A 25,433-nucleotide genomic window follows, 5' to 3' on the forward strand; every position below is an offset into this window, starting at 1 on the left:
CCTTCGGGGCAGGTTTAAGGCGATTTTCTGAACGGCTCGGACCGGGCCGGCAGGAATGTTGCGCGATCACCCGAGGGTCGCGAGCGCGGGGAAGGTCTCGAGGAGCCAGAATGAGAAGGCGGTGAACGCACCCGTCACCAGCGCGAGGCCGACCGCGACCAGAAGCCCGCCCATGACCTTTTCGATCAGCGCCATGTGCCGCTTGATCCGGTTCATGAGGCCCATCGCACGGGTCAGGAACAGCGCCGCGAGCAGGAATGGTATGCCAAGGCCCGCCGCGTAGACGCCCAGAAGCAGCGCGCCGCGCCCGGCATTGGCCTCGGAGGCCGCGAGCGACAGGATCGCGCCCAGTTGCGGGCCGATACAGGGGGTCCAGCCGAAGGCGAAGGCCAGGCCGAGGATATACGCGCCGAACGCCGAGCCGCCGCTGTCGCCCACCTCGATCCGCGCCTCGCGGTCGAGGAAGGGAATGCGGAAGAGCCCCAGGAAGTGCAGGCCGAAGACGATCACGACGACGCCCGAGATCCGCGCCAGAAGCACCTGGTTCTGCAGGAACAGCGTGCCAAGCCAGGACGCAGTGAAGCCAAGGAGGATGAAGACGGTCGAGAGGCCCAGAACGAAGAACAAAGCGGCAAGGCCGGCGCGCGCCCTCGCCGAGCCACCGCCCTGCATCTCGTTCACGGAAACGCCGGACATGAAGGCGAGATACGGCGGCACGATGGGCAGAACACAGGGGCTCAGGAACGACAGCCCGCCCGCGAGGAGCGCGACCGTCATGGCCGGCAGGAGGCTAGCGTCGATGATCTCGATTCCGAACATGCGCCCAGCCTTAGGGTATCGGCCGGGCGGCGTCACGGGGCCAAGCGTCACATGCGCGTGGCGGATGTGAAACAATGTCGGCTGGACAGCGGCAGCACCGCCCAATATTTCGAGGCGTATGGATCACGAGCTAGATGCCCGGGGGCTCCTGTGCCCCCTGCCCGTTCTGAAAACCCGCAAACGCCTGTCGGCTCTCGAGCCCGGCACGCGCATCCACGTGATGACGGACGATCCCGCCGCGGTCGTGGACATGCCGCATTTCTGCGCCGAGAGCGGTCACGGGCTGATCGACAGCCGCGAGGAAAGCGGGATCATGTATTGGCTGATCGAGAAGCGCTAGCGCGCGCCTGTTCCCGAGATCACGGGCAAGACGTGACGCCGCAGATCCCGTACCGGAACCTGCGGCGCACGAGTGCGGTCAGCGGCCCAGGTTCCACCAACCACGTTTCTTGGGCTTCGCCTCGTCGGGCGCGCCCTCGCTCTCTGCCGTCTCGGCCGGTTCGAGCGGGCGGGGCTCCTCGGTAGGCTCCGCCGGGGTCGGCTCGACCGTGGCCGCCTCTTCGGGGGCCGGTTCGGGCGTCGCCGCTCCGGTCTCGACCGCCGCCGGTTCGGGGGCGGCGGGCGCCTCCTCGATCTTCTCGTCGACCGGCGCGGCCTCGGGCTCCGCCGCGACTTCCTCGGTGGCGGCCTCGTCGGCGCGTTCCTCGGTGAGTTCGGGCTCTACCTTCTTCTTGCGCGGCGCGCGCTTGCGCTTGGGCTTCTCCTCGGCCTCGGGGGCGGGATCTGCCGTCTGCGCGGGCTCGTCCGCGACCGGGGTCTTGTCCGCGGCCTCCGCGGTCTCTGCCTCGGGCGCGGGCTTCTTGGTCGACGGCTTGCGAGAACGCGAAGGCGAGGACGCGCGGCTGCGCGTGGTTTTCTTGGGCTTCGGCGCGTCTTCGGCACTGTCGGCTGCGGCCTCGGGCGTCTCGCTGGCCTCGGCGCTCACCGGCTCCGCCTCGGGAGCGGTCTCGGCCTCGTTGCCGTTGTCCTTCGATTGCGCGTCGTCCTGGTCATCCCCGTTCTGATCGGAGCTGTCCTGGCCGTTCTCGCCCTTGCTGGACTTCTTCGAGCGGCGGCGACGGCGGCGGCGCTTCTTGGGCTTCTGCTCACCCTCGTCTTCGGCAGAGGCCCCCGGTGCGGGCGGAGCCTCGGACGGATCGATCTCGTCGGGTATATCCTCGTCGTCCTCGGCCTCGCTGTCGGCATCGATGGCCGCCATGATCGAGGTATCCGCCGAGATCACGGGCGACGTCGGCTCGGGCACGGTGCGGGAGGCGGTCTTGAATTTCTCCATCGAGAAATCCGGCGAGACAAGCGACGGATCGCCCTCGATCATCACGGCCATGCCGTAACGCAGCTCGATCCCGGCGACATGCTCGCGCTTCTGGTTGATGAGGTAATTGGCGATTCCCACGGGGCATTTGACGCGCACCTCGCGGGAGCGACGGCGCGTGCCCTCTTCCTCGATCTGGCGCAGGATCTGCAGCGCCATGTTGTCGTCCGAGCGGATCAGGCCGGTGCCGTGGCAGGACGGACAAGGCGCGGTCGTCGCCTCGATCATGCCGGGGCGCAGACGCTGGCGGCTCATTTCCAGAAGGCCGAAGCCCGAGATGCGGCCCACCTGGATGCGCGCACGGTCGGTCTTCAGCTTGTCCTTCAGCTTCTTCTCGACGGCGGAATTGTTCTTGCGCTCGTCCATGTCGATGAAGTCGATGACGATGAGACCCGCGAGATCGCGCAGACGAAGCTGGCGGGCCACCTCTTCGGCGGCCTCGAGGTTGGTCTTGAGCGCGGTCTCCTCGATCGAGCCTTCCTTGGTGGCCCGGCCGGAGTTCACATCGATGGCGACGAGCGCCTCGGTGACGCCGATGACGATGTAGCCGCCCGACTTGAGCTGGACCGTCGGGTTGAACATCGACGACAGGTAGCTCTCGACCTGGTAGCGCGCGAACAGCGGCATCGGGTCGACATAGTGTTTCACGTTCTTGGCGTGGGACGGCATGATCATCTTCATGAAGTCCTTGGCGATGCGGTAGCCGCGCTCGCCTTCCACATGCACCTCGTCGATGTCGCGATTGTATAGATCGCGGATCGAGCGTTTGATGAGGTCGCCTTCCTCGTAGATCTTCGCGGGCGCGATGCTCTGCAGCGTCAGCTCGCGGATCTGCTCCCAGAGACGCTGGAGATATTCGTAATCGCGCTTGATCTCGGTGCGGGTGCGCTTGGCGCCCGCGGTGCGGATGATGAGGCCCGCGCCTTTCGGCACGTCGATCTCGCCCGCGATCTCCTTGAGCTTGGAGCGGTCCTGCGCGTTGGTGATCTTGCGGGAGATGCCGCCGCCGCGCGCGGTGTTCGGCATCAGAACGCAATAGCGACCCGCGAGCGACAGGTAGGTGGTCAGAGCCGCGCCCTTGTTTCCGCGCTCTTCCTTGACGACCTGCACCAGCAGGATCTGGCGGACCTTGATGACTTCCTGGATCTTGTAGCGGCGCTGGCGCGGTTTCCGCACGGGCCGGATGTCTTCCTCGGTGTCGTCATCGGCGACGGATTCGATGGAATCGTCGTGCCGCTTGTCGGTCTCGTCGGACCCGTTGTCCTCGTCGGACCCATTGTCATCGTCGGACGAATTCGCATCTTCGGAAGGTTCCTCGACCGGCGTTTCGGCCACGGTCTCCATCGGGGAGAGGCCTTCGCCGTCCTCGGGCGTGTCGCCGTCGGTCTCGCCTTCGCCGAGATCGATGGTCTCCATCCCCGCGACATCGCCGGACTCCTTCGTCGCGACCTGATCGCCGGTCTCGGCGTTCTCGGGAGCGGCCTTCTTGCGGCTGCGCGAGCGCGAGGAGCGGCGCGACTTGGGCTTGTTTTCTTCCTCGGCCTCGGCGCGGGCCTGGGCCTCTTCTTCTTCCATCAGCGCCTGACGGTCGGCGATGGGGATCTGGTAATAATCCGGGTGGATTTCCGAAAAGGCCAGGAAGCCGTGACGGTTGCCGCCGTAATCGACGAAGGCCGCCTGCAGGGACGGCTCGACCCGCGTTACCTTTGCGAGGTAGATATTGCCGGCGAGCTGCCGCTTGTTCTCGGATTCGAAGTCGAATTCCTCGACCTTGTTTCCGTCCACCACCACGACACGGGTCTCTTCCGCGTGGGTGGCGTCGATGAGCATCTTCTTTGCCATATTGTCCGTTTGCACGGGTCGAGCCGCCGCGCCCTCTCTGGGCTGGCGGTGTGGTCCCGTGTTTCTATGCTGTGCGAGACACGAGGATGCCGGCCAGCGGCGGAGACCTTGCGGTCCTCTTCCGTCTGCCTGTGCAATCCTGCGCGCGTCATCGCATTTGGTCTCCAACGCGGCTGCGGCGGGGCGGGCCTCGGCCCTGATCCGCGCGTTCCGCGTCAACGAATGTCCGGTGCCTCGACGGTCGGACGGGGTGGGATGGCCCTTGGGCCGGATCGGTCTGTCGGGGCGGTGATCCGCGGGTCTTCCCCCGGAGAGCACCTGCCCGTTCAGCGAATTCGGGGCCGGAGCGATACTGCTCCGGCGGTCTGGTCACCTTACGCCGGGAGTTCGGGGAAACACAATGGGCAATGTCGCGCTCGGCGGCGTGCCGGGCGGCGATGCCCGGTCTTTAGCCGGACGCCTTCAAGCGCTTGAAAAGGCTGGACGTATCCCAGCGACCGCCCCCCATCTTCTGCACGTCCTTGTAGAATTGGTCCACAAGCGCCGTGACCGGCAAGGATGCGCCGTTCTCGTTCGCGGTCTTGAGGCAGATGCCGAGATCCTTTCGCATCCAGTCGACGGCGAAGCCATGATCGAACTGATCGTCGAGCATCGTCTCGTAGCGGTTCGCCATCTGCCACGAGCCCGCCGCGCCCTGGCTGATGACCTCGACCACGGCACGTCCGTCCAGCCCGGCCTTGTCGGCGAAGTGCAGCGCCTCGGACAGGCCCTGCACGAGGCCCGCGATGGCGATCTGGTTGCACATCTTGGTCATTTGCCCCGCGCCGCTCTCTCCGATGCGGCGGCAGAGCTTGGCGTAGATTTCCATCACCGGCTCGGCCTTGGCATAGGCGTCCTCGTCGCCGCCGCACATGATCGACAGCTGGCCATTCTCGGCACCCGCCTGCCCGCCCGAGATCGGCGCGTCGACGAAGGAAATGCCGGCATCCTTCGCGGCGGCGTAAAGCTCGGCGGTCACCTCGGCCGACACCGTGGTGTGATCGACGAAGATCGCGCCCTTCGCCATGCCCGCGAATGCGCCATCCTCGCCAAGGCACACGCTTCGCAGATCGTCGTCATTTCCGACGCAGGCCATCACGAACTCCGCCCCCTCGGCGGCCTCGCGCGGCGTCTTGCGGGCCGCGCCGCCATGTTCGGACGCCCAGGCCTCGGCCTTCGAGAAGGTGCGGTTGTAGACCGTGACGTCATGCCCTTTCACCTGAAGGTGCCCCGCCATCGGGTAGCCCATCACGCCAAGCCCCAGAAACGCGCATTTCGCCATGATCCGTCCCTTTCTTCACATTATCCGGGGTTCAGTAGTGACGCCCCGGGGTCGCACTTGGCAACCGGTGACATTGGGTTTAGTCCCGAAAGCCACGCGCGCCAGCCCCTGCGCGCTGTCTCTGGAGGTGTGATGCGACTGCTGTTCCGTTGGCTTGTCCGGCTGGTGAGCTTCGCCATTCTGGCGGGCGTCCTGGCCGTGGTCGTGGTCTATTACCTCGGCTCCCGGTCCCTGCCCGATTACGACAAGCGCGTCGAGGTCGCGGGGCTGAGCCAGCCGTTCGAGATCGTGCGCGACAATTCCAGCATTCCGCACATCATGGCCGAGACCGACGAAGACGCGTTCTTCGGCCTCGGCTATGCCCATGCGCAGGACCGGCTCTGGCAGATGACGCTGCTCCGCCGAACCGCGCAGGGCCGCCTGTCCGAGATGTTCGGCACGCGCACGGTGGAGACGGACAAGCTCTTGCGTCGGCTCGATCTTTATAACCTCGCACGGCAGAGTGTCGCCGCGCAGGACACACGCACGCAAGCGGCGCTCAGGGCCTATTCGGCGGGGGTGAACGCGCGCATCGACGAGATCAACCAGGGCAGTCTCGGGCGCGGCGCGCCGGAATTCTTCGTCTTCGGCGCCGAACTCGCGCCGTGGCAGCCGGCGGATTCCGTGGCGCTGGTCAAGGTGTTGGCACTGCAACTGGCCGGGCATCTGCAGGAAGAGGTGCTGCGCGCGCGGACCTCGCTCGCGCTCGACGACGAGGAGCGGCTTGCCGATATTCTGCCCGATATTCCCGGCAGCGGCGTTGCGGCTTTGCCGGAATATGCCAGCCTCGCCCCCGGTCTGCCGCGCTTTGCCGAGGCGCAGCCGCAATCGGAGGGCGCGCTCTGGCCGGCACCCAAGCGTGGCCTTGCGGGCGCCTCGAACGCCTGGGCGGCGGATGCGACACGCGCGGCCTCCGAAGGCACGCTTCTGGCGAACGATCCGCATCTTGGGCTGACCGCTCCGTCGATCTGGTATCTCGCGCGGATGGAGCTGTCCTCGGGCGGTGTGATCGGCGGGACGATCCCGGGTATTCCCGCGATCATGGTCGGCCGGTCCGAGACGCTGGGCTGGGGGCTGACCTCCTCCTATCTCGACGATCAGGACCTGCATCTCGAAGAGCTGAATCCCGACAATTCCGAGCAATATCGGGGCGTCGACGGATGGCGGCGCTTCGAGACGCGCCGCTCGATCATCGAGATCAAGGACGCGCCTCCCGTCACCGTCACCCTGCGCTGGACGGAGAACGGCCCCGTCCTGCCCGGCACGCAGTTCGATCTCGGTACGATCACGCCGCCGGGCCACGTGATGTCGTTGTCCTGGACCGCGCTCTCGCCTGAGGACACGACGATGAGCGCGGCGATGGGCATCATGCATGCGGGCGACATCGACGAGGCGCTCGAGGCCGGAGAGAGTTACGTCGCCCCGTCGCAGATGCTGACGCTCGCCGATGAAGACGGCGTCGCGATGAAGCTTCTGGGCCGAATGCCCGCACGCGATGCGAACCATCAGAGCCAGGGCCGCCTGCCCGCACCGGGCTGGATCGAGGCCAATCGCTGGCAGGGCACCCTGCCCTACACGGACAACCCCGAATTCACCGAGCCTGCGGGGGGCATCGTCGGGAACACCAACAACAAGGTCATCGACCGCCCCTTCCCCGATCATGTCAGCTTCGAATGGGGCGACAGCCAGAGGGTCAGGCGCTGGCGCGCGCTCATGCAGGGCCGCGAGGTCCATACCCGCGACAGCTTCATCGAGTTTCAGCTCGACACCGTCTCCGAGGCGGCGCGCACGCTTCTGCCGCTCATCGGCGCGGATCTGTGGTTCACCGGCGAGGCCGCGCCCGAGGGCACGCCCGAGCGCCGACGCCGCGTCGCGCTCGACCTTCTGTCCGAGTGGAACGGGGAGATGAACGAGCACCTGCCGGAGCCGGTGATCTATGCCGCCTGGCTGCGCGCGTTGCAGGACCGGTTGATCCGGGACGACCTCGGCCCGCTTGCCGACACTTACGACCGGGTCGAGCCTCTCTTCATCGAACGAGTCTTCCGCGACGTCGACGGCGCGTCGGCCTGGTGCGACATCGTCCGCTCCGCCGCCGAGGAGAGCTGCACCGACATTGCGCGGCTCGCCCTCGACGATGCGCTCATTTGGATCGAGGAGACCTACGGGACCACCCTCGCCTCCCTGCGCTGGGGCACGGCCCATGAGGCGGTGCACGAGCATTCCGTGCTCGGCGAGGTGCCGGTGCTGCGCTATTTCGTGAACATCCGCCAATCGACCAGCGGCGGGGACTTCACACTGCAGCGCGGCGCGACAAGCGGCGACGAGGCCAACCCGTTCCAGAATGTCCACGCGGCAGGCTATCGCGGCGTCTACGATTTCGCCGATCCCGACTCGTCGGTCTTCATCATCGCCACGGGTCAGTCAGGGCATTTCCTGTCGCGCCATTACGACGATCTCGGCCAACTCTGGCGGCGGGGCGAATATATCCCGATGTCGCTCGACCCTGAACTTGCGCGGGCAGCGGCGGTCGGGATCACGGAGCTTGTTCCGACGGAGTGACGGGGCGCGGCGGCGCGCCCCTACACCTTTTCGAAGCGTGCCGCGTCGCGAGCGGACCAGCGGACGGTCAGGAGATAGCCGTCCGCGTCCTGCACCTCGGCCTCGACCAGCCCTTTTTCGAAAAGCCAGGCGCGCTTGCGGCCTTCGGCGAAGGGCAGGCGCAGCTCCTCGATCCGCATCTCGCCTTCGAGCCGGTCCGCGATCGCGTCGAGTATCGGCTCCATCCCCTCGCCGGTCCAGGCGGACAGGGTGAAGATGTCAGGCTCGCGTGCGGCACGTTCGGCGAAACCGGCGCGGGCCTCGTCATCGAGCTGGTCGACCTTGTTCCACAGCTCTAGCTGCGGGACGGTCTCGTCCACGCCGAGCGAGGCCATGATCGCGCGCACGTCGGCGGCCTGCTCCTCGGAATTGGGATGCGCGATGTCGCGGACATGCAGGATGAGATCGGCTTCCAACACCTCTTCGAGCGTGGCACGGAAGGCGGCGACCAGTTCTGTCGGCAGATCTGAGATGAAGCCCACCGTATCCGACAGGATCACGTCGAGCCCGTTGGCAAGCTTCACGCCGCGCATTGTCGGGTCGAGCGTGGCGAAGAGCATGTCCTTGGCCATCACCTCGGCCCCGGTGAGCCGGTTGAACAGCGTCGACTTGCCCGCGTTCGTGTAGCCCACGAGCGCGACGATGGGATATGGCACCTTTGCGCGCGCGGCGCGGTGCAGCGTGCGGGTCTTCACGACCTTTTCGAGCTGCCGGCGCAGGCGCACGAGCTGCTCGTCGATGGCGCGGCGGTCGGCCTCGATCTGGGTCTCGCCGGGGCCGCCGACGAAGCCGAGCCCGCCCCGCTGACGTTCGAGGTGGGTCCAGGCCCGGACCAGGCGCGTGCGCTGGTAGGACAGATGCGCCATCTCGACCTGCAAGACGCCCTCGCGGGTCGCGGCGCGGTCCGAGAAGATCTCGAGGATGATGCCGGTCCGGTCGAGGATCTTGACCTTCCACGCCTTCTCGAGATTGCGCTGCTGCACGGGGGTCAGCGGGCCATCGATCAGCACAAGCTCGATATCGCTGCCTTCGAGGCTCTCGGCGATCTCGGCGATCTTGCCCTTGCCGAACAGCTCTCCGGGCTGCGGCTCGCGCAGTGGCACCACGGTCGCGCCAGCCACGACGAGGCCCGGCAGCGCCTCGGCGAGCGCGACCGCCTCATCGAGCGCGATTTCCGCATCGCGGCGGTCGCGGTCGGACTTGATGTCGGGGTGCAGCACCCAGGCGCGGGTGGTGCGGGTCTGGTCGGGCGTCAAGATTCCGAGCCGTCCCCGTCATAGAGGTTGATCGGCTGGGCCGGCATGATCGTGGAGATCGCATGCTTGTAGACAAGCTGCGACTGTCCGTCGCGGCGCAAAAGCACGCAGAAATTGTCGAACCAGGTAATCACGCCCTGCAATTTGACGCCATTGATGAGAAAAACGGTCACCGGGACCTTGGTCTTGCGGACGTGATTGAGAAATGCGTCCTGAAGATTCTGCTTATCGGAAGCCATTCAAAAGCCTTTGTTCTTGTCAGTGCCGGGGCCCGGCACGCCCTCGTTTCACAAGAGTATGGTATGCTGGTCTGCGACTTTCCAGAGGGAATCTGAGAACACGGCGGTCGGGCGCGGTCAATCGCGCCAGAGATCGGGGGTCACAAGAACAATGATCGCGAGAACTTCGAGCCGGCCGAGGATCATCGCAGCGGCGAGCGCCGCCTTGATCCCTGCCCCGTATTGCGCGAGCTGGATCGGCATTTCGGTCGCCAGAGACACGATCGGCCCGGTATTGGTGAGCGCGGCGAGCGTCAGCACGTAGGCCCCCTCGAAACGCAGCCCGAGCGCGGAGAAGACCATCACCATCGCGGCAATGGTCAGCGCGAAGATCATGAAGAACACCCATGCGATGAGCGCCCCTTCCCGGCGGACCCGGCGCGACAGCAGGCCAGAGCGGCCCACCGAATGCGGGTGGATGAGGCGCTCCAGCTCGCGCCGGCCGTTGAGGTAGAGGATGAAGACGCGCAACAGCTTCACCCCGCCCGCGGTCGTCGCCACGCCGCCGCCGATCAGCGCCAACCCCATGAGGATCAGCCCCGGCGTCTCCAGCCCCGACCAGCCCTGCGAGCGGGCCCAGTCCATACTCTCGAACCCAGTCGTCGTCAGGAAAGACAGGGTCGTGAAGGTCGCGCCCCAAAGCGCGGCGAGCGCCATCGGGATATTCTCTTCCGCGCCCGTATCGAAGGACGCGGCCCAGTGACGGAAGAACAGGATCGTCGGCACCGCGGCGACGATCAGGATCCCCATGCGGAACTCGGGATCGTACCAGAGGCCCTGCCGCCGGGCTGCCGAGGTGTCGTTGGAGAAGGTCAGGCGCGAGAGTGCGAACAAGAGAAACAGGAAGATCAGGGCCTCGCCCGCATGGCCCGACGATGCGCCGGACAGCCCGCCCACCGGAGAGATCGCGGAGGTCGCGAGCGTCGACATGGCATGGGAGATGGCAACGAGCGGCGGATCGCCTGCCGCCAGCAATCCCAGCCACAGGGCCAGCGTAAGACCGACATAGGTTGGCACCAGCGCGTGGATCGCGCGCGCCAGGCGCTGCCGCGGATCGGCGCGATCCCGATGCGCGGCGCCCGGCGCGGTCGACTGGCCCGGCTCCGACACGGCGGTCACCTCGAAGCCGCCCAGGGTGAGGGGCGCGAGGATCGCGGCGGCGGCGATCCACATCAGCAGCCCGCCCAGCCAGCCGACCTCGGCCCGCCAGAGATGCTCGGCCGAGGACAGACGCTCCGGCGCGAAAAGCGAGAGCCCGGTCGTGGTCAGCGCCGAGACCATCTCCACGTAGGCATTGATGAAACTCGTCGTCCGCACCGCCTCGTGGAACGGCACCGCGAGAAGCGCGGGCAGGACCGTGAAAACTAGAAGCAGCGACAGAAGCTGGCGCAAGGCGCTGCGATTATGCTCGCGGGACGATTGCGCGACCGCGATCAGCGTTATCACGATAAGCGACATGAGCCCGGCATAGAAGAACGCGCGCGCGTCGTGAAAATCGCCTTCCAGCAAGGCCAGAGCCGCAGGTGCGAACATCGCGACCGCACCGACAGCCGCGATCAAGAGAAACAGCGGAAGAGAGAGAAGCCGCGCCATGCCGCCCGTCAGAAAAAGTCGATGGAGACCTGCAGCAGTGTCTCCACCGCGGGCACGTCCTTCGACAGTGCGAAGATCACGATCTGGTCGCCTTCCTCGACGCGGGTGCTGCCGCGCAGCTTGACCACGTCATCGCCCTTGCGCAGCGCGGCGACGAGCACGCCTTCAGGGAAATCGATGTCCCGGATGCGGCTGCCCGCGATCGGCGAGGTCGAAAGCACTTCGGCCTCGATCACCTCGGCCTCCGCATCGCCGATGGAATAGACCGCGCGCACCCGTCCATGCCGGATATGCCGCAGGATCGAGGAGACGGTCGTCGCGCGCGGGTTGATATAGGCGTCGATGCCGAGCGGCTCCATCATCGCGGTCAGCGTCGGGTCGTTGATGAGCGCGATGGCCATCGGACAGCCCTCGGCCTTGGCGCGCACGGCCGCGAGCATGTTCGTCTTGTCATCGTCGGTGACGCACAGGACCGCATCGGCCCGGTCGATATTGGCCTCCGAGAGCAGCGAGGTGTCGAGCCCGTCGCCATAAAGGACGATGGTCTTCTCGAGCTCTTCGGCGGCGCGTTCGGCAGCGCGGCGGTCCTTTTCGATGACCTTGGCGCGGATGCGGTCGGTGCGCTCTTCGAGGGCACGGGCGACCATGAGGCCGACATTGCCGCCGCCGATCAGGACGACCCGCTCCTGCTTGCGCTGGGATTTGCCAAAGACCTCGAGCGTGCGCGTGACGTCGTCGCGGTGGACCATCACGTAGACGCTGTCGCCGATGAAGATCTGGTCCTCGGGCTCGGGCGCGAAGAGCGTGCCGTCCCGCCGCACGCCGACGACGACCGCGCGCAGCGTCGAAAAGAGATCCGTCAGCTGGCGCAGCGGCGTGTTCACCACCGCGCAATCCTCTTCGATCGTCAGACCGAACAGCCGCGCCCGCTCGTCGAGGAAGGTCTCGGTGTCGAAGGCCGAGGGCGCGCCGAGACGCTGAAGCGCGGCATCCGCAACCTCGCGCTCAGGCGAGATCACCACGTCGATGGGCAGATGGTCGCGGCGGTAAAGGTCGGAATAGATCGCGTCGAGATAGCTTTGCGCCCGGAGACGCGCGATCTTGCGCGGGATCGAGAAGATCGAATGGGCCACCTGGCAGGTGACCATGTTCACCTCGTCCGAGTAGGTCGCGGCGATGATCATCTCCGCATCCCGCGCCCCGGCCCGGTCGAGCACGTCCGGATAGGAGGCGAAACCCGCAATGCCCTGCACATCGAGCGTATCGGTGGCGCGGCGCACCAGGTCGGGGTTGTTGTCGACGACGGTGACGTCGTTGCGCTCACCCGAGAGGTGGCGGGCGATCTGCCAGCCGACCTGGCCGGCGCCGCATATGATGACCTTCATGGGGCATCCTGAAAGAAACTGCGCTTGGCCCCCGGTCTGACACGGGGGCGCGGGCCGGTCAATCGAGCCCGGCGGCGTCGAGAAGTGACGCGTCGCAGGGGGCTTGCTGCCCCCTCTTCGGGGCGTGCCGCCCCGAATTCACCCCCGCCGGTATTTTTGCCAACCCAAAGACAGGGGCACCGCATAACATTCATGCGTCACGCGGTCTGGCGGGCGGGTTCCGGCTCTGCCTCGTCCTCGTCCATATGGGCGATGCGCGCGCCGCCCTTGGCCGAGGTCACGACGCCGAGCGACTTGAGCTTGCGGTGCAGCGCCGAGCGTTCCATCCCGACGAAATTCGCGGTGCGGGAGATGTTGCCGCCGAAGCGGTTGATCTGGGTCAGCAGGTATTCGCGCTCGAAAGCTTCGCGCGCCTCGCGGAGCGGCATCGTCGCCAGCGTGCCGGCGAGGACGACGCGGCCCTCGGCATCGCCGCCCGGCGCGCTTTCCTGCGGCAGCTCATGCGCTTCGATCGGGCCGCTGCCATCGCCGAGGATCAGGACGCGTTCGATCAGGTTCTTGAGCTGACGCACATTGCCCGGCCAGACCATCGTCTGCAGAAGCGCGACCGCATCGCCGGCAAGATCGCGGCGCGGCAGGCCCTGCGTCGTGTTGCATTGCGCGATGAAGTGGTGGGCAAGGTCCGGAATGTCCTCCCGGCGGTCCTCGAGCGAGGGCACTGCGATCGGCACCACGTTCAGGCGGTGATACAGCTCCTGACGGAACCGGCCTGCGGCGATCTCCGCCTCGAGGTCGCGGTTGGTCGAGGAGATCACGCGCAGATCGACGCGCACCTTGTCCTGACCGCCGACGCGGGTGAATTGCTCATCCACCAGGACGCGCAGGATCTTGGACTGGGTGCCGAGGGGCATGTCCGCCACCTCGTCGAAATAGACGATGCCGCCATGGCCCTGTTCGAGAAGCCCCGGCTCGACGCCCCGGTCCGGCGTCTCGCGGCCGAACAGCACCTCTTCCATCGTCTCGGGCGTCACGCCGGCGCAGTTCACGGTCACGAACGGGCCCTGGGCGCGGCCCGAATGGGCGTGAATGTAGCGCGCGGCCACTTCCTTGCCGCAGCCTGCGGGCCCGGTGAGCATCACGCGCCCGTTCGATTTCGTCACCTTGTCGAGCTGACCGACGAGCCCCTTGAAGGCGGCGCTTTCGCCGATCATCTCGGCGACCTCGGTCTCACGGCGCTTGAGCTTGTGGTTCTCGCGGCGCAGGCGCGCGGTTTCCATGCCGCGGCGGATGACCACGAGAAGCTGATCGATATTGAAGGGCTTCTCGATGAAGTCGTAGGCGCCCTGCTTGATCGCCGCGACGGCGATCTCGATATTGCCGTGGCCCGAGATGATGACGACGGGGATGTCGGGATTGTCGCGTTTGACGGTCTTGAGGATGTCGATCCCGTCCATCTTGCTGTCTTTCAGCCAGATGTCGAGGATGATGAGCGAGGGAGGCTCGCCGTTGATCTCGGCCATGGCTTCGCTCGAATTGCCCGCAAGACGGATCGAGAAGCCCTCGTCCTCCAGGATGTCTCCGATCAGCTCGCGAATATCGCGCTCGTCGTCCACGATCAGAATATCGCCCATCTCAGTCATACCCTTTTATCATACCGTTTCTTCTGCTCGCTCGCCCGGCCCTTCGGCCTGTGGCACCTCGGAGGCGGGAAGGCGGATCACCGCCATCGCCCCCCTGTGCGCTTCGGCTCCAAAGGCCGGCGCGTCGTCGAGAGACAGCGTGCCGCCGTGCTCCTCGATGATCTTTTTCACGATGGGCAGGCCGAGGCCGGTGCCCTTCTCGCGGGTCGTCACGTAAGGCTCGAAGAGCCGCGCGCGGTCCTCCGGCAGGCCGATCCCGTTATCGGCGATGGTGATCTCGGCGCGCTCCTCCTCGGCCATGCGGAGCGCCACGCGGATCTCGGCGGCCTCGCCGTCCGGCATGAGGCCCGCCTCGCGGCGGCTTTCGATCGCCTCTCCTGCATTCTTTATCAGGTTCGTCAGCGCCTGGCTGATCATCGTCGCGTCAAGTTCGGCGGCGAGCGGGCGCGCGGGCAGATCGAGCGTGAAGCGCACGTCGGGCTGGCCGGCTTCCTGCAACAGGACCGCGCCACGCAAAAGATCGGTCAGATCCTCGGGCTTGCGCTCGGGCTCGGGCATCCGGGCGAACTTGGAGAACTCGTCGACGATGCGCCGCAGGTCCGAGGTCTGGCGCGTGATGACATCGGTCATCTGGTTCAGCCGCTCGGCCTCCTCGGGCGGCAGGCCGCGGGAGAACTTGCGCTTGATGCGCTCAGCGGAAAGCTGGATCGGTGTCAGCGGGTTCTTGATCTCGTGCGCGATCCGCCGGGCCACGTCGCCCCAGGCGGCCATCCGCTGCGCCGAGACGAGGTCGGTGACGTCGTCGAAGGCCACCACGTAGCCCTCGAGGCTGCCATCCTCGCGGCGTCGCGTGGACATCCGCACGAGCAGATGCTCGAGCCGCCCGTCGCGGCTGACCTTGACCTCTTCCTGCACCACCTCGTTGCCCGTCTCGATCAGCCGGTCGAAGAGCGGGCCGAATTCGGGCACGGCGACATGGATGGGATGGCGCGCGCGGTCATGCTCGAAGCCCAGAAGACGCTCGGCCGAGCGGTTCACGAAGGTCATCCGCCCCTCGGCATCGAGGCCCGCAACGCCCGAGGTCACATTCGAGAGAACGGAGTCGAAGAGCCGCTGCCGGCGCTCGATCTGGCGGGTATTCTCCAGGAGCCGCTCGCGCTGACCTTTGAGCTGCCGGGTCATCTGGTTGAAGTAGCGGCCGAGCATGGCGATCTCGTCATCGGCCTCCTCTTCGCGAACCTGCACGTCGAGATCGCCCGCCCCGACGCGTTGCGCCGCCCCGGCGAGCTGGCCCACGGGCCGCGACAGGCGTTCGGCGAACCACAGCCCCGCCCATGTCGCGGCGAGGATCAGAAGGAGCGCGAAGCCGAGATAGAGCAGCGCGAAGTCGAAGACCCGCCTGCCCCGCTCGCTTTCCTGCTGCTGATAGAAGCGCGCGGTTTCCTGCGTGTCATCGAGAAGGTTCAGGATGCCGCCATCCACCTCGCGGCTGACATAGAGAAAGCGGTCGACGAAGGCGGCAAGCGGCACAAGAGCGCGAAACTCGTTATTGTCCCAATCGGCGATCACCGCGACGCCGCTGTTGCGTGCCTTGCTGAGATCGGCGGCGTCCGGCTCCTCGTAGTCGAAAAGGTAAGAGCGTTCGCCGCGGGCCCGTATCTCGCCCTGCCCGTCGATCACGTAGGCCTCGCGAAGCCCGCGCTGGATCTGCGCCTGGCCCGAGCCCAGGAGCTGCCGCAACTCGCCCTCGTCCATGAAAGGCTGCGCGCGGCGGTTGGCATCGAGAAACCGCCCGAGTGCCTGCGCGTCCTCGATGAGATCGCCGCGATGCTCCTCCTCGTAGGCCTCGGCGGCGGAGAGCGAGGCACCGACGACGTTCTGCACGCGCGTCGAGAACCACGTTTCGAGGCCGATATTGATGGTGAGCACCGCGAAGACGGCAACGGTGATCGTCGGCAGGAGCGCCATAAGCGCGAAGACGCCGGTCAGGCGCAGGTGCAGCCGGCTGCCTGCGGATTTCGCGCGCCGCGCGGCCACGAGGCCCGCAACCCGGCTCAGGACCAGCGCGGCGATCAGGAGAACGTAGACAAGATCGGCCAGCAGGACGAGGCGCAGCGACAGGTCGGAGCCGTCGCCCTGCATCGGGCCGAGAACGAGATAGGTGCAAAGCGCCAGGACCGGGCCAAGCGCCACGAGCCCCAGCGTCGCCGCATTCTGTACGCGCCTCAGACGCCGCATCTGTGCGATGCGCGCCCAGCTCCAGTTACGTGCCCGAGTGGCCACAGCCGCCCCTCGTGATATGAGGCCGCTTTGCGCGGCCGACCGCCATATATTGTGGTCTATGCGGTGCCTAAGGCATCGCCGCCACGGTTCTGTTGCGGTTTTACATCAATTTGCGGCGTCGTGTCACGCGAATATCGAGATCCGTAATCTTTTTCCGAAGCGTATTTCTGTTGATTCCCAGAAGGTCGGCGCATTTCGCCTGATTGCCGCCCGTCGCTTCGAGCGCGATTTCGAGAAGCGGGGCTTCGACCTCGCGGATGATGCGGGTATAAAGCCCCGGCGGGGGCAGCATGTTGCCATGCAGGTCGAAATAGCGCCGCAGGTGCCTATGGACGGAGGTGCCGAGCTTCTCGCCCTCCCCGCCCCGCATGATCGGACCGGTCTCGGGCTGGTTGCCGAGCACCGCCTCGACCTCGGCGCGGGTGATTTCCTCGGCCCTCGACGTCAGGCTCAGACGCCGCGCGGTATTTTCAAGCTGGCGCACATTGCCCGGCCAGGAATAGCTGCGGAAGAGCTCCGCCGCCTCGGTCGACAGCCAACGATGCGGGCCGCCCTCGCGCTCGATCCGGGCAAGGAAATGCTCCGCGAGAAGGCCGATATCGTCGACGCGTTCACGCAAGGAAGGCACGTGGATCGTCGCGCCCGACAGCCGGTAGAAGAGATCGCGGCGCATCGTGCCCTCCTCCACATCCTGCCCGAGATCGTTCTGGCTGGTGGCCATGAAGCGCGGCGCGTGATCGCCCGGCGCATCCATCATCCGCACGAGGCGCGCCTGCACCTCGGCATCGAGATCGCCGACCTCGTCGATCAGGAGCGTGCCGCCCCGGACCCGCGCCAGCACCCGCGCCGGACCTTCGAGATCGGACAAATCCGCGCCGGTGACCGAGACAAAGGGCAGCGTGCGGCGGTCGGAGAAGTCGTGAATCGCCCGCGCGATCAGGCTCTTGCCGGTGCCGCTCTCGCCCGAGATCAGGACCGGCAGATCGGTGTTCATCACCTTCGCCACGAGCCGATAGAGCGCCTGCATCGCGGCGGTCTTGCCGACGAGCGGCAGCTCATCGGGCCCGTCCGCATGCTCTATGGCCTCATCGCGGCGCGGTGCGCGGTTGCGGTTCTCGAGCGCCTTGGCCGTGCGCTTCATGAGATCCGGCAGATCGAAGGGTTTGGGCAGGTAGTCGTAGGCTTCGGCCTCCGCTGCCTGGATCGCCGTCATGATCGTGTTCTGCGCCGAGATCACGATGACTGGCAGGTCTGGCCGGTCCTGGCTGATCTTGGGCAGCATCTCGAGGCCGTTGCCGTCCGGCATGACCACGTCCGAGATCACCACGTCGCCCTTGCCCTCGCCGACCCAGCGCATGAGGGTCGTCAGCGACGAGGTCGCATGAACCTTGCAGCCCGCGCGCGTCAGCGCCTGGGTCAGAACCGTGCGGATCGTGCGGTCGTCATCGGCGACCAGGACCGTTCCATCCATCACTCACCCTCCTTCGCGTCTTTTGGTGCCAGCGGCAACGAGATGCGGAAGAGCGTGCGCCCCGGCACGCTTTCCACGGAAATCCAGCCGTCATGGTCGGAAATGATCTTCGAGACGAGCGCGAGACCGAGCCCCGTGCCGTTTTCCTTGCCCGAGACGAAGGGATCGAAAATGTCGCCCTTGATGTCGTCCGGCAGGCCCGGCCCGTCATCCACGATCTCGATCTGGAGCGGCAGCAGCTGCCCCGAGCCGTCCGCGCGGCGCAACCGGAAGCTGTGCTCGTAGAAGGTGCGAAGGCGAATGCGCCCGCCTTCCTTGGGATCGGCCGCTTCGGAGGCGTTCTTGAGAAGGTTGAGGACCACTTGCAGAAGCTGGTCGGGATCGCCCCAGGCCAGCGGCAGCGACGGATCGTAATCCTCGATCATGTTCATGTGGCCGCCGAAACCGAGAAGCGCCGACCGCCGCGCCCGGTCGAGCACGTCATGGACATTGACCGCGCGCTTTTCAGGCCGCGAGAGGTTGCCGAATTGCTCCACCTGCTCGAGCAGCTTCACGATGCGGCGGGTCTCGCTGACGATGAGGTCCGTGAGCTCGAGATCGTCCTTCTCGAGGCCCATCGACAAAAGCTGCGCCGCCCCCGCGATGCCCGCGAGCGGGTTCTTGATCTCGTGCGCCAGCATCTCGGCCATGCCGATCGCGGATTTCGCGGCGGATTTCACCGAATGGCTTTGCGTGATCCGTCCGGCCAGTTCGCGCGGCGAGATCAGAACGATCATCCATCCGGGCGTTCCCGCAAGCGGCGCGATATGCAGCGAGCAGACAAGCGGCGGACGCGAACCCGTCCCGACATCGACATCGTTGACGAAGAGCGGCGTGCCGTTTTCCCGGGCCCGCAGGAAGCTCTCCTCTATCGGGGCATCCACAGCGAGCCTGTCCCAGATCGGCTGCCCGACGATCCATTTCGCCGAATTGTTCATGAAGCCTTCGGCGGCGGGATTCATGTCGGCGATATTGTCCGACGCATCGATCAGGAGCGCCGGCACCGGCAGCGAAGACCAGATCGAGAGGGCGAGCGCGGTGTTCATGCGGCGCGGCTCTCCTCGGTCTCGGACAGGGCCGCAGGAAACTGCGAAAGAACGGCGGCGGGCGATTGCGCGGTCAGGATCTCGCGGCGGAGCGGACCCGGCGTGCCCGCGACATCCATATACCATCCCAGATGCTTGCGCGCGACGCGCAGTCCCAGATCGCTGCCATAGAAGTCGAGCATCGCCTCGTAATGCCCTGACACCATGTCGGAAAACGCGCGCCCACTCGGCACGTCCGGGAGCGGGCGGCCGGCAAGACTCGCCGCCACCTCGGCCAGAAGCCAGGGACGGCCCTGCGCGCCGCGTCCGATCATCACGCCGTCGCCGCCCGAAGCCGCGAGCGCCCGACGCGCGGGCGCCGTCCCGGTGATGTCGCCATTGGCGATGACGGGAATGGAGACGGCCTCCTTCACGGCGCGGATCGCGGACCAATCGGCTGCGCCCTTGTAGAACTGGCAGCGCGTGCGGCCGTGGATGACGATCATGCGAATGCCCGCACCTTCGGCACGGCGCGCCAGATCGGCGGCGTTCAAGCTGCGCGCGTCCCAGCCGAGCCGCGTCTTCAGCGTGACCGGGATCGAGACGGCCCCCGCCACCGCCTCGATCAGACGCATCGCGTGATCGAGATCGCGCAGAAGCGCGGACCCCGAATAGCCGCCGACGACCTTCTTGGCCGGGCAGCCCATGTTGATGTCGACGATCTGCGCGCCTGACGCCTCGACGAAACGCGCTGCCTCCGCCATCCAGTACGGATCCCGGCCCGCAAGCTGAACCGACGTATTCGCGAGCCCGAAGCCTAGCTCCGCCTTCTCGCGCGTGGCCCATTTGCCCTGCACGAGTTCCTGGCTCGCGATCATTTCACTCACGACGAGGCCCGCGCCGAACCCCGAGACGAGATTTCGGAACGGCAGGTCCGTGATCCCGGCCAAGGGGGCCAGCAAAACCGGAGTGTCGAGGTCTCTGTCGCCGAGTCGCAAAATATTCGCCCGCTGGTCATCTACAGGTTTGGGCTACTCTCGCATCGCGTGTCATTCAACGGCCCTTGCTGCGTCCGCGCCGAAAAACCGGGCGACCGCCTGTTTTTTAGGCACCCTCTGGCGAGTTGCGGAAGACTGGACGCTCTCATAAGGATATCGCGCAGGGAGAAACGCCGGATGTCCTACGCCGCAATCATCGTCGCCGCCGGTCGCGGCACCCGCGCCGGGGGCGGTGTGCCGAAGCAATGGCGCGAGATCGCTGGCAAGCCGGTCGCGCGATGGACGCTGGAGCGGTTTGCCGATGCCCATTTGGTGATCCTCGTGATTAACGACACGGACCGACAGGTTGCGTCTGACGCCACCCAAGGCATCGACGTGCAGCTCGTGACCGGTGGAGAGAACCGAGCGGCATCGGTCAAGGCCGGGCTGGAAGCGGCGGCGGAGAGCGGCGTCAGAGACGTGCTTATCCACGACGTCGCACGGCCCTGCGTGACATTAGATGTGATCGGCAACGTCTTGGCTGCGCTTGAAAACTCCGAAGCTGCCGCTCCGGCGCTCGCTGTCACCGATGCGCTCTGGACCGGTGCCGACGGAACCGTCACGGGAACCACGACGCGCGACGGGCTGTTCCGGGCACAGACGCCGCAGGGCTTCCGCCTCAAGGCGATCCTCGCCGCGCACCGCGCCCACGATACCGAGGCCGCGGACGATGTGGAGGTCGCGCGCCGCGCCGGCATGAATGTCGCCATCGTCGCGGGTTCGGAAGACAATCTGAAAATCACCGGGCCGGAGGATTTCGACCGCGCCCGCGCCATATTGGAGAGACAGAATGGACATCCGCCTCGGTAACGGCTTCGACGTGCACCGCTTTCGGGACGGCGACCATGTCATCCTCTGCGGCGTGAAAATACCGCATTCTCAGGCGCTTGATGGCCACTCCGATGCCGATGTCGGGATGCATGCGGTAACGGATGCGCTGTATGGTGCCTTGGCCGAGGGGGATATCGGGCAACATTTCCCGCCCTCCGATCCGCAATGGAAGGGCGCGGCCAGCGAGATATTTCTGGACCACGCGGTAAAACTGGTTCGATCACGCGGGTTCGAGATCTCGAACATCGATTTGACGCTGATCTGCGAGCGCCCCAAGATCGGGCCGCATGCTTCTGAAATGAAAGAAAGAATGTCCGAACTCATGACCCTTGACGCATCCCGCATCTCGATCAAGGCCACGACCTCCGAACGGCTGGGCTTCACCGGTCGTGAAGAAGGCATCGCGGCCATCGCCACCGCAGCGCTGGTGTCGGCATGACCGGGATGATCGTCACCCTGTTCGGCGTCGGGTATCTGCGTCCGGCGCCCGGCACCTGGGGCTCGCTCGCGGCGCTGCCGCTTTACTGGCTCCTCTACCAGATGGGCGGCTTTGCCCTGACGCTCGTCGCGATCGCGATGGTCGCGGTCCTGGGGATCTGGGCGATCGGGCGCGAGACGGTGAAACGCGGCCAGCACGACCCGTCCGAGATCGTCATCGACGAAGTGGCCGGGCAATGGATCGCCCTTCTTCCAGTGGGTTACGGGGCGTACTTCACAGGCTCGGACGTGTTGGCACTCTGGCCCGGCTGGATCGCGGCCTTCCTCTTCTTCCGGCTCTTCGACATCTGGAAGCCGTGGTTCGTGGGCCGCGCCGACCGGATGGAAACGCCGACGGGCGTCATGCTCGACGATTGCGTCGCGGGGGCCTTTGCGGCGATCTCGACCTTCGCGCTCGGCGCGCTCTGGCATGCGGTGTTCCTATGAGGCCTGCAGCACAGGAAGTGTTGCGCCTGGCGAAGGCGCAAGGTGCGACCATCGCCACGGCGGAAAGCTGCACTGGCGGCATGATCGCGGCAGCGCTGACGGACATCGCCGGATCCTCCGCGGTGTTCGACCGAGGCTTCGTTACCTACTCCAACGCTGCAAAAACACAGATGCTGGGCGTGTCGGACGCCACGCTTGTCGCGCATGGAGCTGTCTCCGAAGAGGTGGCGCGGGAGATGGCCCAAGGCGCTTTGGGTCGTGCCGGTGTGACACTGGCCGTGTCGGTCACAGGGATCGCAGGGCCCGGAGGATCGGAAACGAAACCGGAGGGGCGTGTCTGTTTCGGTCTAGCAAGCGACCGCGGAGTTGCCACGGAAACCGTCGAGTTCGGCGCGCTTGGTCGCGAACAGGTGCGCCGGGCGAGCGCGGAGCACGCGCTGGCCCTCCTGATCGCGGCGCTTGACCGCTAGCCGTAGAGGGCCGCGGCCCGTCGCTCGAAGGCGCGCACGATCCGCTGCATCGCCTCGTAGAAGAACATTCCGGCAGCCCCTTGCAGGATTCGGTTCTTGAATTCGAAATCTACGAAGAAGCTGACTTCACATCCGCCGTCCACATCCTTGAATTCCCAGCGACTTTCCATGTAGCGGAACGGGCCGTCGAGATATTCGGTGTCGATCTTCTTCTCATCCGGCCAAAGCGTGACGCGGCTACCGAAGCGCTCGCGAAACACTTTGAAGCTGATGACGAGGTCGGCCAGCATCACCGTCTTGTCGCCCTGCTCCTCGGTCGAGCGAATGCGCGCGGCAGCACACCACGGCAGGAATTCAGGATAGGACTCGACATCGGCCACGAGCGCATACATCTCGTCCGCGCCGTATGGCAACGTCTTGGTTTCGGAATGCTTTGGCATGCGCCTCGCTCCGGTAGTGACAATGGCCTCTCATGTCGTATAGAGGCCCGGCAAAATCAAGGGAATGAGATGTCCCAGACCTCATACGTCATCGACGAAATGATCTCCGCGAAAGCGATTGCTGCGCGGATCGAAGCGCTCGCCCACGAGATCGAGCGCGATTTCGCGGGCACCGACAAGCTCGTGGTGGTGGGCCTCTTACGCGGCTCCTTCGTGTTCATCGCGGATCTCGCGCGCGAGCTATCCCTTCCCGTCGAGGTCGACTTCCTTGAGGTCTCGTCTTACGGAAATTCGATGGAGAGTAGTCGGGAAGTTCGCATTCTCAAGGACTTGCGGACCGGAATTGAGGGTCGCGACGTGCTGGTCGTGGAGGACATCGTCGACACCGGCTACACGCTCAGCCACGTCATCAAGCTTCTCGAAAGCCGCAATCCGCGCAAGCTCCGCACGATCGCGCTTCTCGACAAACCCTCGCGGCGCGAAGTCGAGGTCAAGGCCGATTGGATCGGTTTCGAGATTCCGGACGAATTCGTGGTCGGCTACGGCATCGACTACGCGCAACGCGACCGCAACCTCGGCCATATCGGCAAGGTGCGGTTCGTCGAAGGCTAGGCCCGTGCGATTCCTGATGCGGATGCGCCTCTGGGCGCAGAGGCCGAAGAGCGCGGCGCAGGTCAAGATCATGCTGGGCATTCTCGCCGCCTGCTTCGCACTCTATTCGGTGGAGCGGTGGATCGGCTGGCCCGACGCGCTGACCGCGGGCCGCTACGCGCCGCCCGCCAGGGTCGCCGATTGATCCTCTAGTACACCATGCCTTCATGCAGCGGCCGGTTCTCGCGTATCCGCTCCCATCCAAGCGGCGCAAGGTCGAGACTGCGGTAGCCGCCGCACTGGATCCATTCGGCGATCCCGCGCCCGGCGGCCGGTGCGTGTTGAACGCCGTGACCCGAAAACCCCGTGCAGAACAGAAGGTTCGGGAACACGTCATGCGGGCCGATGATCGCGTTCTGATCGAGCGTGTTCATCTCGTAATGCCCCGCCCAGGCCCGGTCGAGCCGCAGCTCTTCCATCGCCGGAATGCGGTGGGCGATATGCGGCCAAAGCGCTTCGAGAAAGAGATCGTGGTCCGGTTCGAAATCGTCCGGCGCATGAGTGTCCCGCTCGGGCGGCGGCTGGATACCCGCGATGAACCCTTGGCCTTCGGGACGGAGCCAGAAACCCGAGATATCGAAGACGAGCGGCATCCCCTCGTTCCTCAGAGGAGCGCGGAACGCAAAGCCCGTGCGCTTCTTGTGAGCGACGGGCAGCGCGACCCCGAGATCGGCAACCAGGGGCGCGGATAGGGCACCCGCAGCCAGAACGCACCAATCGCAGGGCAGCCGCGTGCCGTCAGCCAAGGCAACACCCGTGACCGCTCCGTCCCGCCCCTCGATGCTCCGCGCCTCGCCGCGCAGGTAGGACACGCCGCCCTCCCGCGCACGGGCCCGCGCCTCGCTCAACATGGCCCAGGGGTCGAACCATCCTTCACCGCTCAGCCCGATCGTACCGCCGGCGAGATCGTCGGCGTTCAGCCATCCAAAGCGCTTTGAGAGGTCCGAGCGGTCCAGCACCGCGACATTCGCGCCAGACGCGTTCTGCATGTCCGCCAGCCGCGTGCGCGTCTCCATCCCTGCCGCATCCGACAGAACGAGATATCCCTCCTCGCGCAAGGCCATCTTTGGTCCTATACCGCGCAGGTAGTCCGCGCCGAAAAGCGACATCTCGACGAGGAGCGGCGTGTCGAACTGCGTGCGGATACCGGCGGCGGACAGCGCCGTAGAGGCCCGCTCATAGCTCGGATCGCGTTCGACCACCGTGATCTCGCCGGGAAAGCCCTGCTCCACGAGAAACCGGGCGACCATGCTGCCCATGGCCGCCCCGCCCAGGATGACCACACGCTCGGACATCAAAGCGCTTTGGATATGGGGCCGGCCAAGGTCATTCCGGGACAGGCACCGTATAATTCAGTACCATGCGCCCACCATCCGGGTAGATCGTCTGCCCGACGACGTAGGACGCATCCGGCCCGCAAAGGAACGCGGCGACCGAGGCGACCTCGGAGGGCTCCCCGCAGCGGCCCGCGGGCGTGCGCGACAGGATGGTCTGCCGCGCCGCGTCCGATTGCATGACCGACTGGCGCACCATGTCTGTCAGGATCGTGCCGGGACCGATCGCATTGACGCGGATGCCGTGTGGAATGAGGCCTACGGCCATGACCGCGGTCAGCTGCTTCATCCCGCCCTTGGAGCAGGCATAGGCGACGGTGTTCGGGATCGCGAGCTCGGCATTGACCGAGGACATGTTGACGATGGCCCCGCCCTCGCCCTGGTCGATCATCTGCCGCGCGACGGCCTGACCCAGCAGGAAGGGCGCCTTGAGGTTCACCGCAAGCGTTTTGTCGAAACCATCTTCCGGGAAGTCGACGAAATCGGCTTGAACGATCATGCCCGCGTTGTTGATGAGCACATCGCAGCGCCCGAACGCCTCGACGCAGCTGGCAACGATAGCCGCCGCGCTATCGGCGTTCAGGCTGGCAAGATCGACCACATGTGCGACGGCCCGATCGCCGAGCCGGTCCGCCGCTGCAAGCAAGGCCTCTTCCTTGATATCGACCAGCATGACCCGGTCGCCATCGGCGATGAAGCGCTCGGCGCAGGCAAGGCCGAGGCCTTGCGCGGCCCCTGTGACAATAACGGCGCGATCTGTCTGACGCATGTCCTGCTCCTTCTCG

The 25,433-nt window shown here is 66.0% G+C and carries 21 protein-coding genes and 1 pseudogene; 7 read left to right on the forward strand and 15 right to left on the reverse strand.

Going from position 1 to position 25,433, the window contains the following annotated elements; genetic code table 11:
- Positions 1-66: 66 nt before the first annotated feature.
- A complete protein-coding gene (locus FIU91_RS11110; protein ID WP_093009914.1) occupies positions 67-819 on the reverse strand; it encodes a cytochrome c biogenesis CcdA family protein in 753 nt (250 codons plus the stop codon).
- 118 nt (positions 820-937) lie between these two features.
- Between FIU91_RS11110 and FIU91_RS11115 the strand changes: the two genes are divergently transcribed.
- A complete protein-coding gene (locus tag FIU91_RS11115) occupies positions 938-1,159 on the forward strand; it encodes a sulfurtransferase TusA family protein (RefSeq protein ID WP_152462495.1) in 222 nt (73 codons plus the stop codon).
- 78 nt (positions 1,160-1,237) lie between these two features.
- Here FIU91_RS11115 and FIU91_RS11120 read toward each other — a convergent pair whose 3' ends face one another.
- Both FIU91_RS11120 and FIU91_RS11125 read right to left on the reverse strand, forming a co-directional pair.
- Positions 1,238-4,033, reverse strand: coding sequence for a ribonuclease E/G (locus tag FIU91_RS11120; RefSeq protein WP_152462496.1), 2,796 nt, complete (start codon positions 4,031-4,033; stop codon positions 1,238-1,240).
- Positions 4,034-4,481: 448 nt separating this feature from the next.
- The gene (locus tag FIU91_RS11125; protein ID WP_152462497.1) at positions 4,482-5,354 is read right to left on the reverse strand and encodes an NAD(P)-dependent oxidoreductase; all 873 of its coding nucleotides are present in this window, start codon (positions 5,352-5,354) and stop codon (positions 4,482-4,484) included.
- 132 nt (positions 5,355-5,486) lie between these two features.
- Here FIU91_RS11125 and FIU91_RS11130 point away from each other — a divergent pair, with 132 nt between their 5' ends.
- Complete coding sequence (locus FIU91_RS11130; RefSeq protein ID WP_152462498.1) at positions 5,487-7,952, forward strand: penicillin acylase family protein; 2,466 nt, start codon at positions 5,487-5,489, stop codon at positions 7,950-7,952.
- A 20-nt stretch (positions 7,953-7,972) separates the two neighbouring features.
- Here the strand turns inward: FIU91_RS11130 and hflX are convergent, their stop codons facing one another.
- The 9 genes from hflX to dusB form a co-directional block, all read right to left on the reverse strand.
- Complete coding sequence (gene hflX, locus FIU91_RS11135) at positions 7,973-9,247, reverse strand: GTPase HflX (protein ID WP_254701950.1); 1,275 nt, start codon at positions 9,245-9,247, stop codon at positions 7,973-7,975.
- Positions 9,244-9,486 carry an RNA chaperone Hfq gene (hfq, locus tag FIU91_RS11140; protein ID WP_093009920.1) on the reverse strand — a complete coding sequence of 81 codons (243 nt, stop codon included), beginning with the start codon at positions 9,484-9,486 and terminating at the stop codon, positions 9,244-9,246. Before hfq ends, hflX begins: the two co-directional genes overlap by 4 nt.
- A gap of 117 nt (positions 9,487-9,603) precedes the next feature.
- Complete coding sequence (locus FIU91_RS11145) at positions 9,604-11,118, reverse strand: potassium transporter TrkG (protein ID WP_152462500.1); 1,515 nt, start codon at positions 11,116-11,118, stop codon at positions 9,604-9,606.
- An 8-nt stretch (positions 11,119-11,126) separates the two neighbouring features.
- Complete coding sequence (gene trkA, locus FIU91_RS11150; protein ID WP_152462501.1) at positions 11,127-12,503, reverse strand: Trk system potassium transporter TrkA; 1,377 nt, start codon at positions 12,501-12,503, stop codon at positions 11,127-11,129.
- A 197-nt stretch (positions 12,504-12,700) separates the two neighbouring features.
- On the reverse strand, positions 12,701-14,134 hold the full coding sequence (locus FIU91_RS11155) for a sigma-54 dependent transcriptional regulator (RefSeq protein ID WP_152463719.1): 1,434 nt from the start codon (positions 14,132-14,134) through the stop codon (positions 12,701-12,703).
- 18 nt (positions 14,135-14,152) lie between these two features.
- A complete protein-coding gene (locus FIU91_RS11160; RefSeq protein ID WP_152463718.1) occupies positions 14,153-16,381 on the reverse strand; it encodes a PAS domain-containing sensor histidine kinase in 2,229 nt (742 codons plus the stop codon).
- Positions 16,382-16,526: 145 nt separating this feature from the next.
- Complete coding sequence (locus FIU91_RS11165) at positions 16,527-17,897, reverse strand: response regulator (protein ID WP_152462502.1); 1,371 nt, start codon at positions 17,895-17,897, stop codon at positions 16,527-16,529.
- Positions 17,897-18,982, reverse strand: coding sequence for a nitrogen regulation protein NR(II) (locus tag FIU91_RS11170; RefSeq protein ID WP_152462503.1), 1,086 nt, complete (start codon positions 18,980-18,982; stop codon positions 17,897-17,899). The genes FIU91_RS11165 and FIU91_RS11170 overlap by 1 nt, the downstream gene beginning before the upstream one ends.
- On the reverse strand, positions 18,979-19,959 hold the full coding sequence (dusB, locus tag FIU91_RS11175) for a tRNA dihydrouridine synthase DusB (protein ID WP_152462504.1): 981 nt from the start codon (positions 19,957-19,959) through the stop codon (positions 18,979-18,981). The genes FIU91_RS11170 and dusB overlap by 4 nt, the downstream gene beginning before the upstream one ends.
- Before the next feature lie 177 nt (positions 19,960-20,136).
- On the opposite strand from dusB, the pseudogene FIU91_RS19680 reads away from it, so the two are divergent.
- From FIU91_RS19680 to FIU91_RS11190, 3 genes and pseudogenes are all read left to right on the forward strand, one after another.
- Positions 20,137-21,268, forward strand: a pseudogene (locus FIU91_RS19680) (bifunctional 2-C-methyl-D-erythritol 4-phosphate cytidylyltransferase/2-C-methyl-D-erythritol 2,4-cyclodiphosphate synthase).
- Positions 21,265-21,753, forward strand: a complete 489-nt coding sequence (locus FIU91_RS11185) for a phosphatidylglycerophosphatase A (RefSeq protein ID WP_152462505.1) — start codon at positions 21,265-21,267, stop codon at positions 21,751-21,753. The pseudogene FIU91_RS19680 and the gene FIU91_RS11185 overlap by 4 nt, the downstream one beginning before the upstream one ends.
- A complete protein-coding gene (locus FIU91_RS11190) occupies positions 21,750-22,223 on the forward strand; it encodes a CinA family protein (RefSeq protein WP_152462506.1) in 474 nt (157 codons plus the stop codon). The genes FIU91_RS11185 and FIU91_RS11190 overlap by 4 nt, the downstream gene beginning before the upstream one ends.
- Here FIU91_RS11190 and FIU91_RS11195 read toward each other — a convergent pair.
- Positions 22,220-22,663 carry a type II toxin-antitoxin system RatA family toxin gene (locus FIU91_RS11195; RefSeq protein WP_093009930.1) on the reverse strand — a complete coding sequence of 148 codons (444 nt, stop codon included), beginning with the start codon at positions 22,661-22,663 and terminating at the stop codon, positions 22,220-22,222. The genes FIU91_RS11190 and FIU91_RS11195 overlap by 4 nt on opposite strands.
- Positions 22,664-22,732: 69 nt before the next feature.
- On the opposite strand from FIU91_RS11195, the gene hpt reads away from it, so the two are divergent.
- The gene (gene hpt, locus FIU91_RS11200) at positions 22,733-23,275 is read left to right on the forward strand and encodes a hypoxanthine phosphoribosyltransferase (protein WP_093009931.1); all 543 of its coding nucleotides are present in this window, start codon (positions 22,733-22,735) and stop codon (positions 23,273-23,275) included.
- A 4-nt stretch (positions 23,276-23,279) separates the two neighbouring features.
- On the forward strand, positions 23,280-23,459 hold the full coding sequence (locus tag FIU91_RS11205) for a hypothetical protein (protein ID WP_093009932.1): 180 nt from the start codon (positions 23,280-23,282) through the stop codon (positions 23,457-23,459).
- A gap of 4 nt (positions 23,460-23,463) precedes the next feature.
- Here the strand turns inward: FIU91_RS11205 and FIU91_RS11210 are convergent, their stop codons facing one another.
- Both FIU91_RS11210 and FIU91_RS11215 read right to left on the reverse strand, forming a co-directional pair.
- Positions 23,464-24,609 (reverse strand): FAD-binding oxidoreductase, encoded by a 1,146-nt coding sequence (locus FIU91_RS11210; RefSeq protein WP_152462507.1) that lies wholly within the window; start codon positions 24,607-24,609, stop codon positions 23,464-23,466.
- 31 nt (positions 24,610-24,640) lie between these two features.
- Complete coding sequence (locus tag FIU91_RS11215; RefSeq protein ID WP_152462508.1) at positions 24,641-25,417, reverse strand: SDR family NAD(P)-dependent oxidoreductase; 777 nt, start codon at positions 25,415-25,417, stop codon at positions 24,641-24,643.
- Positions 25,418-25,433 lie beyond the last annotated feature (16 nt).

Origin of the sequence: Roseivivax sp. THAF30 (genome assembly GCF_009363575.1) — a bacterium.
Lineage (GTDB): Bacteria > Pseudomonadota > Alphaproteobacteria > Rhodobacterales > Rhodobacteraceae > Roseivivax > Roseivivax halotolerans.